This is a genomic window from Pseudoalteromonas prydzensis, assembly GCF_011050055.1.
Taxonomy (GTDB): domain Bacteria; phylum Pseudomonadota; class Gammaproteobacteria; order Enterobacterales; family Alteromonadaceae; genus Pseudoalteromonas; species Pseudoalteromonas prydzensis_A.
Genome location: NZ_DRGM01000079.1, coordinates 46593 through 58935, shown reverse-complemented (window position 1 = coordinate 58935; position 12343 = coordinate 46593). Strand labels below are relative to the sequence as shown.

At 39.2% G+C, this 12343-nt stretch carries 8 protein-coding genes and 1 pseudogene; 2 read left to right on the top strand and 7 right to left on the bottom strand.

The genetic code is table 11. The features are described from left to right. Position 1: 1 nt before the first annotated feature. The gene (locus ENH88_RS07430) at positions 2–1147 is read right to left on the bottom strand and encodes a DUF1624 domain-containing protein (protein ID WP_304181261.1); all 1146 of its coding nucleotides are present in this window, start codon (positions 1145–1147) and stop codon (positions 2–4) included. Further along, positions 1137–3209 (bottom strand): TonB-dependent siderophore receptor, encoded by a 2073-nt coding sequence (locus tag ENH88_RS07425; RefSeq protein WP_304181259.1) that lies wholly within the window; start codon positions 3207–3209, stop codon positions 1137–1139. The genes ENH88_RS07430 and ENH88_RS07425 overlap by 11 nt, the downstream gene beginning before the upstream one ends. A gap of 454 nt (positions 3210–3663) precedes the next feature. Between ENH88_RS07425 and ENH88_RS07420 the strand changes: the two genes are divergently transcribed. Continuing rightward, a complete protein-coding gene (locus ENH88_RS07420) occupies positions 3664–3909 on the top strand; it encodes a DUF3297 family protein (RefSeq protein WP_304181257.1) in 246 nt (81 codons plus the stop codon). Between the two features lie 153 nt (positions 3910–4062). Here the strand turns inward: ENH88_RS07420 and ENH88_RS07415 are convergent, their stop codons facing one another. The 5 genes from ENH88_RS07415 to ENH88_RS07395 all read right to left on the bottom strand — a co-directional run bounded on the left by ENH88_RS07415 (position 4063) and on the right by ENH88_RS07395 (position 10997). Further along, positions 4063–5106, bottom strand: a complete 1044-nt coding sequence (locus ENH88_RS07415) for a virulence RhuM family protein (protein WP_304181255.1) — start codon at positions 5104–5106, stop codon at positions 4063–4065. A 133-nt stretch (positions 5107–5239) separates the two neighbouring features. Beyond that, a complete protein-coding gene (locus tag ENH88_RS07410; protein WP_304181254.1) occupies positions 5240–7585 on the bottom strand; it encodes a DUF2357 domain-containing protein in 2346 nt (781 codons plus the stop codon). Between the two features lie 36 nt (positions 7586–7621). After that, the gene (locus ENH88_RS07405) at positions 7622–9631 is read right to left on the bottom strand and encodes an McrB family protein (RefSeq protein ID WP_304181253.1); all 2010 of its coding nucleotides are present in this window, start codon (positions 9629–9631) and stop codon (positions 7622–7624) included. 18 nt (positions 9632–9649) lie between these two features. Next, positions 9650–10675 (bottom strand): DNA cytosine methyltransferase, encoded by a 1026-nt coding sequence (locus ENH88_RS07400; RefSeq protein WP_304181251.1) that lies wholly within the window; start codon positions 10673–10675, stop codon positions 9650–9652. Next, on the bottom strand, positions 10665–10997 hold the full coding sequence (locus tag ENH88_RS07395; RefSeq protein WP_304181250.1) for a helix-turn-helix domain-containing protein: 333 nt from the start codon (positions 10995–10997) through the stop codon (positions 10665–10667). Before ENH88_RS07395 ends, ENH88_RS07400 begins: the two co-directional genes overlap by 11 nt. A gap of 446 nt (positions 10998–11443) precedes the next feature. On the opposite strand from ENH88_RS07395, the pseudogene ENH88_RS07390 reads away from it, so the two are divergent. After that, positions 11444–12323, top strand: a pseudogene (locus ENH88_RS07390) (homocysteine S-methyltransferase family protein). Positions 12324–12343 lie beyond the last annotated feature (20 nt).

The window sequence follows — 12343 nt, the reverse complement described above, 5'->3', positions numbered from 1 at the left end:
ACTATAAATACTTTAACCACGGTTTTTTGGCGACACGTTTATAATCACTAAATGCCTTAGTTGGCCAATATAAAACAACCGCTAACACAACCGTAATTAACCAAATCCATGTAATATCATTTACGCCAAAATACGCACCATGATTAGCACCAAAAATAGCCCTGCAAATTGTGTATAAAATCAATAATATATAGAGATGAAAAAGATAAAAGAACATCGGCACTGAGCCATACACTCTGAAGGCATTGGTCAAGCGATTTAATGGCCGTTCAAACAGCCATAAGCCAAAAAACATCAGCGCAAAAGTGATCAATAAAAAGCTCAGTGAAGGCGGATATTTAGTGACGTTAAATATCGACATAGCCGTTTGCGCCGTGCTTGCAAATTGCTGCCATGGCAGTGTTTCGCCATAGACATTTAAGCCGCGTAAAATTGCAAACAAAGCGATGCAGCCCAATCCTAAGCCAATTAACCATTGTTTTCTATCATCACTGTCGCGACTCGAAGCATATAAAGGGCCTGCGCAATAACCTAATAAAATAACCCCAATCCATGGTAATACTGGGTAACTGATTTTTACATTAACTAAACCACCTTCAGAGATAAAGCCGCGATCGTGCAGTATGGTCCATAAGGTATAGCCCCACTCACCAGGATTAAAGCTAATGGGTGTAAGTAAGTTATGGCCAAACACAATCAGCAAACCAAGCGCTAATAATAGTCGTTGCGGTAAGTTAATTAGTAATGCCAGAGCCAGCATACACAGGCCAATAGCCCACATTACTTGCAGAAAAATAGTAGGGATAAACCAAATCCACAAAAAGCAAATTATGGTTACTTCAAGGGCAATTAAAAATAATCCCCGCTTCACTAAAAAGCTGCGTGCAGAGCGTACTTTACCTGAGCTTGGGTGACTATAAAGCCACGCCGAAAGTCCGGTTAAAAATATAAATGTGGGCGCACAAAAGTGCGCCGCAAAACGACTCCAAAACAACCCTGGAGAGGTAACGTCAACATCCATTGGATCAGATACCGCCATGTGCAAGAAAAAACGCTCTCTCACATGATCAAGTAACATTAGCAAAATAACCACACCGCGCATGATGTCGATACTGTGAATACGGGTTTTAAGTTGCTCAGAAGTCATAACTTATACCTAACTTAAATTGTGTTGGTGCGCCCGGGTATGCCCACAATGCGTTGTAGCTACTGGCGATGTAGCTTTCGTCAAAAACATTATCAACATTAAGTGAAACATTTGTCCGTTCAGTCGCCTGCCATTGCGCAAATAAGCCCACCAGCTGATAACTTGGTAAGTTAAAAGATAAGCTTATTGGGTCGCCCAGTCGCTCTGAAATATATTGATAATGACCACCAAATTTAATGTCTTGCTCAAGTACACGGGTATTGTGATTTAAAGCAAGCGAAAAATTGTTTTTTGGTACGTTAACTAACGGGCTACCTTTAGGAATAGGCTCTAACCACTCAACATTAATCATGTCTTTGGCTGTTTCAGCCTTTACGTAAGCATACGAAAGTGTGTACTGAGTGTTTTCACCTAAACTACCAGTCAGATCAACCTCAATACCTTTACTGGTTACTTTACCAATAGGTTTTGAATAACCCTTATCATCAGCCACCAACATGTTGCCTTTGCTAGCATCAAATAAAGCGATGGTACCGCTAACGTTGTCAAAGCCAAACTTCACACCCACTTCAAACGAGTCACTTTCTTCAAAACCAAACGATTTACCCTTAGCATCAGTACCACTTAAAGGTATAAACCCTTCGGAATAGCTGGTATAAAGGTTAATCGCATCATTTAGCTCATATACCATCCCAAAGCGTGGGCTAAGTCGATTCATCGTGCTATCTGAGGCAACGCCTGACTTAGTCTCGAAAATATTCTGCTCAATTTCATCAAACCGCAATCCCAGCATTAATTTAAAACGCTCGGTAAGGTCTAACTGATCTTGCACATAAATACCATATGCGCTTTGCTGTTCGTTGTTTTCATACAGTTGTGCAACATCGGGGCCTTGCCCTGCACTGTAGTTTGGCTGATAAATATTTAATGTATACGTGTCTTTACCGCCGCGATAACGATAAAGCCCAGTGCGTAGCTCATAGTCATACCCATCAACACCAAGCAAAACATGATTGGTTATATCTGCTATATCAAAATGACCACTTAATTCTGCGCGTACTGACAAATCATTAGAGTAATAATCTCTATAACGGTGTTGACGCGTAAGCATTGGGTTATCTAAAGACAAAGTCTGTCTTGGAGGAGATAGTTCAGCATCAGACGAAAAACCTGTTAACGTCGCGGTTCGATAGTTCCCCCCCAATAAGAGTGACCAATCGCGATTAAAATCGTAATTATAATTAAGTTGGTGTCCGCGAGAGTGCACTTTAGTTGGCGCATCATTAGGGTTACCTAAAAAGCGGCTTCTAGGTACGGTGTCAAAATTATCGTTAAGTACAACAATGCCGCGATCATACATCTGCTGCTGATCAACATACTCAAACTCATAGGTTAATGATGACTTGTCGTTAAGCTGATAATAAAGCGATGGCGTAATAACAAATTTATCGTGGTGTACATAATCGCGAAAGCTATCACTATCTTGCCATGCACCGTTAATTCGAAAAGCGAGATCATCAGTTAATCCGTTAGTGTAATCACCTTGCACACGTTTATGATCTTCGCTACCAAATTCGGCTTTTAATTGGCCTTGCTGGTAAAACTGTGGCTTTTTAGTAATGATATTTATCGTACCACCTGGCTCAGAGCGGCCATATAAAGCCGAGCCGGGACCTTTTAGCACCTCAATATACTCAATATTTGATACATCCCGAGGACCTGCAAACCCGCGCCCACCACTAAATCCATTAATTAAATAACCCGACGGCATATTTTCATTGCCCGACAAACCGCGAATAGAATAGCTATCCCACAGTGCGCCACCATTATTTTTACGAGAAATACTAGCAGAAAAATCAAGCGCATCTCTAAACTTGGTAATGCCATTATCGACCATCATTTCTTTACTTAATGTGGTAATTGACTGTGGCAACTCTTTAACTGGAATATCGCCTCGGAAGGCTTGTTTATGTTCAATGCTAATGGTTTCTATATCTGACTCTGTGGCATAAGAACCAAAAGAGAGCGCCGCAAAGGCAAGAGTTAATGCTGAGTACTTCATGATCCACGTATTAAAGTTGCTTATTGATTTGTTACAACATAACATAAATTTATCTGACGTTATAGTATTACAATTGAATTTTGTATAATTTTAATAACAGCAACCAGCCTGCTTGATAATTACTTAACTTAAGCGATAACGTTACTGTCTGCTTCGAGGAGGGCCACAGAAAACCTCCTATTTACTTGATGGGTCTGGTAATTGGCAAAGATTGCAACAAATTCCTAATCACGAATATCCTATTGACCTATTAAATAATAAAGCCTCCGACTGTGCCGTTAACCACTTTAAAATAACAGTGCGTGCTGACTTTTACCTAAAAAAGCCACCACTCGCAGTACAATAATGGCCCCACATATAATGCAATCTCAACAAGCGTGCGAGTAATTTTTATTGAGCAAACAGCTGTGATTGCCTACAATGACGCACAATATATTCAATGCAGATCACAATTATGACTGATACCAATAAACCAGAATTACCCGATCAACTTTCGATCAACCCACGCAGCAAATTTTATGTAGAAGAAGTATTCGAGCATGAAATAGGTATTACACTTAACGGCAAAGAGCGTTTTGATGTTGAAGAGTACAATATTAGCGAAGGCTGGATTAAAGTAGCCGCACCTAAAGCGCTAGACCGTCGCGGCCAGCCATTGCTTATGAAAGTAAAAGGCACAGTAGAAGCGTTTTATAAGTAAGCTAAACACAGTACGTATAAAGTTAACTGTGAAATAATTATTTAGATGCCCTATATTTCTTAGTAAATCACTTTGTAAATACGGGCATTTATTTACCCACTAACATCAAATTTAATACCCACTTGCTTAATAAAGTATTATTTCCGTTTGCTATTAGTCTTTTTTATCCTTTTTGACTATAGCTTTAAGCGCAGAAATATTTGCACTTTCCCCCTCAGCCTCTTTTAAGCGGCGGCGTCTCTCTGCAAAGTTATCAAACTCCAATTTTGCCTTATCATCTGCAGCTTTTTTAGAGATTTTCCCTGCACCGCTTAAAACTTCCCGATCATTAAAGCTCAAAAACTGATCGAGCTTATCTGTCCAGTCTTGTAAGAATACTTGCTTGCGTCGTAGGGCTTGGTCTTCGGCAAAATCAAGCCACATATTAACGATCCGATTCAGCTCTTTAATTTCGTCTTCCCGCAGATAATTTTTAGCAACGGTCACGTCTGTTTTACGCACTTCGTCACCTTTATAACTGGTTAAGCCCATATCTGGCTTACTAGCATCTACACGGTTGGAAATAAGCTCTGCAGCCGTCATCTGGGTACAGGAATAGTGCAACTTGTTCTGTATAGTTTGAAAGAAGCGATTAGTCTCTTGATTGGATGGCTTATTATAGTCGGCAGCCATTGTGAAAATTTCTTTAACCCTCAAATATACACGTCTTTCACTAGCTCGAATATCGCGAATGCGTTCAAGCATTTCATCAAAGTAGTCTGGAACGACAGACTGGCCCACTGGCGGATTTTTCAAACGATCATCATCCATAGCAAAACCTTTGATAAGATATTCTTTTAATATCCCAGTCGCCCATTGCCTAAACTGTGTACCGCGCTGTGAACGAACCCTGTAGCCCACCGCTAAAATAGCATCAAGATTGTAGTGGTCGATTTCGCGAGATACCTGGCGAGTACCTTCTAATCGAACTATCCGGAATTTCCGGATGGTTGCGCTTTGTACAAGCTCACCTTCCTTGTAGATATTGATTAGGTGCTCATTAATTGTACGAACATCTTTATCGTAAAGTTCTGCCATCACAGCTTGAGATAGCCACAAGGTATCGGACTCAAAGCCGCACTCAACACGCGTCTGACCGTCTGCGCTAGTAAAAAGAACAAACTCTCCTTGTGGAGCTTGAGGGATATGCTCTGTCATTCACTTCACCTTCTGCATAATTGATATAACTCGGTTACTCATGCCATTACCTTTTCGAACTCTTTTTCAAATTCACCTTTAATTTGTACACGAACAAATAAAAACAGTAAACGCTATAGCTTGTAGGTATCTTTTACCAAATCGCACTCAAATTTTCGTACAGTTCTAAGCTACCTTGAATCTCACCCCAATGCGAAACCTCTGGTAAACGCTCTACTTGAGTTAGTTTAAAGTTGAAGTGCTCCTCATAAGGTTTTTTAATTATGTTAAGTAAGAGAACTGGCGTTTCAGAAAACTCAAACACCCAGTACTTTTCGATAGCATCACTATCTTTTCCTGTTATTTCCTTATCAATGTCGCGCCTCGGTAAAAGCTTCACACTCGCAACTGTATACAAGTATTTGCCTAATTGCTCTCTATCTTGATTGCTGTCGCGCACTGTGAGTACAAGATAACGTATTTCACGCATAATGTTTCTGTGTACATTTTGACGATTAGTCGCGATAAGCCTTGTGTGGTAACCCTTTAAACTACCTGTTTTGGCTTTTTCCAAATACGTTTGATCACGATCCAATTCATTTACTGGTGCCACAAATGTCAAACCGAAGTGTCTAGACACATTTACGCCATAAGGAGCAATACGGGCAGAATCTTCAACAAAATGATAATCATATGACGAAGATTTTTTGTATTCCAAAGCCTTCCGCGTTTTACCAAGCTTCTGAGCTAAATATTCTTTTATCCAATAGTTATTAGAATCTTGATTATTCTCACTTGGCAATAGTGGAAATGCGCCAATACCAATTTCATTAATAGCTTCGGCATAAGGATTTTGTTCAGATTTTTGTTCTGGAAAAAAGCCTGGATATAAAGCAAATGCGCCAAGAACAGGGCGACTTTTTAACGGTGACTCGTATTCAAGGTGTTGTTGGTGTATAATCGCATCACGGTATCTATGCATTTGGTTTATAGCATCTTCAGGTACAGCATCTTTATCACCCATCTGCGTAGTATCTATACGATACTTAGCATCAAATAAAATAAAGAAAGATTCACCATTTTCTAATGCGACACGAAGCGCAATATCCGGACGGTGGTTTGCAAGCCAAGTTCGATTAGCTGAACCTTTAGGCGTAAATGAAGCTTCATGAGCAAGTTCTATCTGCATACCATCACTTTCGTGTTGATATACAAAAGCAGCAGCCATCTCGTCCTTTGGAAATTGTTTCTCAAACTGCACCTGTTTAAGATGACTTAGCGCTTTTCTTTGTGGTTTAAAACCCAAAGACTCTATAATCGACTTCACCTCCAAGAAACACCAAATCTCATAAATTTCAGCAACAGACTTCATCGATAAACGACTTTCTCCAAAGCTTCCATTTAAGTAATATTTCAATTGCTGCCAGACTTTATAAACCTTTGAATACCCAGCCGCTTCTTGCAGCACTTTAGATTCGCTATATTGCCCTTTATAATCACCAACCTCATGCCATAACGCGTGTTTTGTATACTGCCCAACTTGGTCACGCCATGCTTCTAAAACTTTAATAAATGAGCTAGATACTTTTGAATCTTTATCTGCTTTAATTCCAAATAGCATTTCAGATAAGTTCGCTTTGGTTTTCGCAAGCACCATTTTAATAAAGCGGTTTTCTGGGGTATTAATATTCAAGCACTGTTTTTTAATAGTAATCCGAGAGGAGCGTTTTGATGCTATTAACTCTTTTACTTTTTGCTCCTGCTTAGCCCCTAACTTTTTATTTACTCGCTCTAATTTCTGCTGAAAAGTATAAGACTGCAACCGGTTATGCGCAGCGTTTAATACTCTTTTTACGCCTTGATTAAACTCGTCAACTAAACGCTCAAATTGCGCTAACCAGAAGAGTTCAAATTTCTCGGGTTGTCTAGATGAATTGCCTTGAGTATGCGTTGTTTTACCACTAATAGCATATCGCCACAGCGGATAAACACGATCAATTTCTTGGTTCATAATGCTCAAATCTTGAGCTTGTATCATTTTCGTTGCAAAAACTGTAAAAGCGACTGGCACAGATTGCCAAGCCCCATTAATACTGTACTGGATTTCAAAACTACATAACCCAACATCATTGCCAAAATTAATCACAGCATTCAATGATTTTCGTTTGGGGTGAGCAGAAAAAACGCGATCAAGCAAAGCATACTTGTGATTAACAGAAAAAGAGTCCTTATCAACATGATCATTAAACTCAATTTCAAACCAATACTGACGGTTTTCGAAAAAGAACGGTTGAATATGTGGTGGCCCCACAATATCAATACTAGGTAACATTGACTGAGAACCAACCAATACAAGCATTTCTTCATATTTTGGCAGCTCAACAGAGCGCGATAAATAAGTCCATTCTAGTTTGTCCCTAGGAGAATCTAAGCTATCTGTAGATACATAAATATCAAAGTCTTTATGTTCATAGCTCAGCAATTCAGTATTTTTAGCCATGTTCCATTTCCGCCAAAGTTTAAAAGTTCCGTTTATTTAAGGCCAAAAAGATGTAAAGCCACGAATAAGTTGCTTATTCATCCAATCTAGTTTTTTCTTAGAACGACAATCCACAGTAATGGTGCCAGCTTCTGGATCTAGTTTTTCACGATACAAATCTGGTCGCCCATTTTCCCAAGCCCCAGTCAACTGCTCTTTTAAAACTTTTAGTAACTCTTCTAAAATATTATTCTTGTTATGCCCAACTAATTTATCTTCATCGCCTTCAATACGCGGCAGCACCTTACACATCATAAAATCATCCCACACTGCTTTTAGGGTAAGGTCATCTTGTGGTTGACTGCTGACAACAGCAAGCAGTAATTCATTTAGCGCACGAAACGCCAATTCAAACGGCGTGTTCTTTAGCACCGCGTTAACGGCCGATAAAAACGAAATGGTTTTAGTGCCATCAGCATCACAAGTATTGACTAAGTCCGTTTTGCTGGCGTTTGACCAAATGGGATAGCTAAGGCGCTTATTGCAACTTTTCTGGGTTCCAAAATCGGCAAACTCATTAAAGTTATTAGGGTAAAATTCTCCAAAATCAAAGCTCAGCGCACGGTCAATCACCTTACGCGAAAAGCCGTGAGTGGTTTCATCCATATTCACCGTGCCCGCTACTAGCAGGTTAAACGGAATACCTAAACCATATTGGCAAATAAGCACCCAAAGCTCGTCGTATTTTGCACTCCCAAAACCTAACGCCTTGCGTAGTTTTTCTTTATTAGCCACAGCTTTAATGGTGGCGGGTTTTAATAACGCATCACTACTGTAGGTAAAGCAGTCATCCGTCCAAGCCCATTCACGAGTTTCAAGTACCGACAAATAATCTGCAAAATACTGCTCAACGGGTGCCAAGTTCATTTCATCTAAGCACAGCCAGTAAGGTAGTACCTGTTCCAGAGCATCACGCTCACCTGTTACAACCAAGCGCTCGCCTAGCTCTTCACTATCTTGAACTTCAAGGTTTAAACCGCTATCAGTAATTGCACGCCATGCTTTAGCTATAAAATCCAATACATCGGTAGTGATATATTCAGCGTTGCCATCTTTTGTGAGCCGCGAAATATACCCCAATAAGTCACTAGGTTCATGCCAATCTGGGCGTACCGAGGTTAAACAATATATATCGTCCCTGTTCACAGTTAAGCCGAAAGTCTCAGCAAACTTTTTGGAAGCTTCTGATTGCTTGCGCACAAAACGAGTTTTACCTGTGCCAGAGATACCAGCAAGAAGGAGGAATGGTTTGTATTGCATAGCAATAGAGCCTGAATTAGAGCTTCTCAGTATAGTTTCATTAGCTTGTGGTTTTACTTCAAAAAGCGATGCCAACTCAACTTCGTTTTCAGATAACAAAGAGCTCAAATTTTTTAAATATTCTACAAAATCATTGCTATCTGAGTAAGCTATTAAATCAGCCAAACCTGCTGGGTATTCCCACTTCACATACTCAACAAGCTTATCAAAGAGAGCTCTTGGTTCACGATCTTTCTCATCAAACTTATTAAACCTATTCAACCAAATTAAAAATGAAAACCCGACCCGAGGAAAATCATATCTTTCTTTTAATTTATTCAAATAATCATCGGCCAATGAGAATTCATAATCGTCAATTACGATTAAACCCTTATTGGCTTTTTTGGGGTAATTTTGAACACTTTGGGTGGAGTGAGTTGCCACACCAGCACTTAATAAATTACTGCCAACGCCAAAGTCAGATTTCTGCTTTATGTCATTAATAAAGTTGGTTGTGTAGCTTCCATCCTGATCTAACTTAACAATATCACCAACATAGGTAATAAAGTCATCCAAGTAAGGATCTGTTTTATGTTTAAGTTTTACTGAAGTTGTCGCTTCTTTATTAAGCAGGCGAGATAATGCTAAGCAATGTCTAATAGCGCTAACATCTTGGGTAACTCCTTGTTTAATTTCCTCACCATTTGCCAACAGCTTAAAATCATTTGCAGCCAAGAGAAGCAAATCTCGTGATAAATATAAATCCATAAAAAGATCCTTCTGTAATTAAAATACTTGCTCAAAAACACACTTAGCTATGTGATAAGCCAACCTCGGTGGAACAGCATTTCCTATCATCTTGTATTTACTTGGAATGCTATCACCTATAAATTTATAATCATCAGGAAATGATTGAAATCTAGCAATCTCTCTAACAGAATACCTTCTGTTTTCAAGCGGGTGTAATATTCCAGAGTTTTCAGGTGTAGCAGCCGCTGTAATTGTCCCCATTATTTCATCAAGATTGAACTTTCGATAGAAATTAGGAGAACGATACCTTTTTATTTCTTTCCGAATACGCTTCAATCGTTCTGGTAAAACATCATCAGGAATATTTTTCCATGAACCTCCAGCTGGGATATACGATGAGAGAAGCTGTGCCTGTGGTGACAAGGCCCAAACCTCAAATTTTTCATCATCCAATATGCTATTGTTGATAACTGTACTGACCGTTAAATCTGATGAACTTATGGGAGAAGGGAAAACAAAATCACCTTTAACGTCATCTCTAACTCCTATTATTATGACCCTGTGGCGATTTTGAGGAACTTCAAAATCAGACGCTTTGAGCAATTTCCAATAAGTACGATAACCATGCTCAAATAACTCATTTTCAATACGTTGGGGCATTGGCATACCTTTATCATCTTTTGATGAAATAAAACCTCGAACGTTTTCAAAAAGCACAACCTTCGGCTTTTTTTTATCGACAATATTCATAACACTTTCAAAAAGACCACCACGATGATCATCCATGCTTTTTCGATTTCCAGCACTAGAAAACGGCTGACAAGGTATACCTGCAAGTATCACATCAATATCATTGGGAATTTCAGAATCTATATCAACTTCCGTAATGTCTTTTATTAATATCTCACCTAAATTATGCCGATAGGTTGCTTCAACTGTTTTCTCAATGTCATTTGAAAAAACAATATCAAAGCCCGCTTGATGAAAGCCAAGATCTAAGCCCCCACAGCCAGAAAATAAAGAGATTGTTCTAGGTTTTATTGGTGATGTGTTATTTATCATTATTGACTACTACTATAAATTCTTGATGGATGACTTTAGGGCGAAGCATGGATTTTGTGCTTTGCATTTCAACTAAGTTGTACTTGCCCAATGTTTTTAGTGTTCTCGACACATTACTGACTGCTCGCCCAGTAAGCGCTGCCAGCTCAGTAACAGATTGAGGCTGCTGCTCAGCAATGACTTTTAACAATTGCTTGTTTTCTTTCGACAGCACACTAGCCACCGATTTAAGTGAGTCGAACCAAATATCAACTGGGTAATCAGGATCGGGCGTTTGACCTTTAATACCTATCACACAGCGCGATTGTTTAACGTTTTTCATTATTTACTCAAATTGTTTACTCACTAGGTTTCCTACGAGCGTATAAAGCAGCGCTTAGTCAATCAAAAAACTGTATGCTTATACATGTCTTACGCATATTATCAACTACTGATAATAGAGCAAGGATATTTTCTTTTTGAGATAGGTAAGATATTGATGAATATAAATTATTTTTTTACTCTTACGGCAGTGCTACAAGTGATTAGGATTAATTGGCTACTCCATGTTTGTAAAATATATAAATAAACAAAAGTAGATTTAAAGTATGGCTTTATTTAAAGTGCCAAGATATAACTAATATGTGCATAGCATGAACAATTAATTTTTTGTACTCGCATTAAAAATGTATTGAACTTTTTTCATGTTAAACCTGATGAAGTTTCATTATGAATTATCAAAAAGTATGTTTGAATAGCTTTAACCATTTAGACGTATAGAAGCCCAAAATGAGCAAATTAACAATTTTAGATGGCGGCATGGGCCGTAAACTTAAACGCAAGGGCGCTCCGTTTCCACAAGTGCACAAGCCCTAATAGAAGCACCGCAATACGTAACTCAAGCACATTAAGCCTTTATAAATGTGGGAGCAGAAATTATTACGGTAAATAGCTACGCCTGTGCCCCCCCTTTCATTTAGGTGAAGCATTATACCAAGCACAAGGCGCTGCACTTACACAGCAAACTGCTGTTATTGCAAAAGAGGCTGCTCAAAACACTAAACAAAACGTGCTAGTTGCGGGTTCATACCACCCGTATTTGGATAGTACCGTCCTGATTTTTTTGAAAGTGAACGCGCATTTACTATTTTAGACACCCTATACAAAGCACAAGATGAATATGTAGATGTTTGGATTGGTGAAACCATTTCAAGTATTGAAGAAGCACACGTTATGGCAAGCATTCTAAAAATTCATCTAAGCCTTGCTACTATGCATTTACGCTTAGCGATGAAGTAACCGAGCAAGCGACACTGCGCTCTGGTGAATTAGTATCCGATGCTATCTTAGCATTGCTCGAACATAATATAGTGAGCGTATTCTTCAACAGCTCTATCCCTGAGCTTATTGAACAAGCGCTACGCGACACTAATACTGTAACAAACTCGTTGATTTAGGGGCACTTGCGAATGGCTTTGCCCCTATTACCAGTGACTATAAAGCCAATGAAGGCTCGCAAGGGTACCGCGACCTATCACCTGCTGAATATGTAGAATTTGCTAAACAATGGCACGGCCTTGGCGCAACGATTATTGGTGGCTGCTGCGGTATTGGCCCCGAATTTATAAAAGCACTAGTAAAGTGGAAAAGCGATATTGAAGCGCTTTAATTTTAATGGCTGCATTTCAG

What these genes read in the sequence shown, in the direction of transcription:
- ENH88_RS07430 (WP_304181261.1), bottom strand. Translation starts at nt 1,147, where the DNA reads ATGACTTCTGAGCAACTTAAAACCCGTATTCACAGTATCGACATCATG.
- ENH88_RS07425 (WP_304181259.1), bottom strand. Translation starts at nt 3,209, where the DNA reads ATGAAGTACTCAGCATTAACTCTTGCCTTTGCGGCGCTCTCTTTTGGT.
- ENH88_RS07420 (WP_304181257.1), top strand. Translation starts at nt 3,664, where the DNA reads ATGACTGATACCAATAAACCAGAATTACCCGATCAACTTTCGATCAAC.
- ENH88_RS07415 (WP_304181255.1), bottom strand. Translation starts at nt 5,106, where the DNA reads ATGACAGAGCATATCCCTCAAGCTCCACAAGGAGAGTTTGTTCTTTTT.
- ENH88_RS07410 (WP_304181254.1), bottom strand. Translation starts at nt 7,585, where the DNA reads ATGGCTAAAAATACTGAATTGCTGAGCTATGAACATAAAGACTTTGAT.
- ENH88_RS07405 (WP_304181253.1), bottom strand. Translation starts at nt 9,631, where the DNA reads ATGGATTTATATTTATCACGAGATTTGCTTCTCTTGGCTGCAAATGAT.
- ENH88_RS07400 (WP_304181251.1), bottom strand. Translation starts at nt 10,675, where the DNA reads ATGATAAATAACACATCACCAATAAAACCTAGAACAATCTCTTTATTT.
- ENH88_RS07395 (WP_304181250.1), bottom strand. Translation starts at nt 10,997, where the DNA reads ATGAAAAACGTTAAACAATCGCGCTGTGTGATAGGTATTAAAGGTCAA.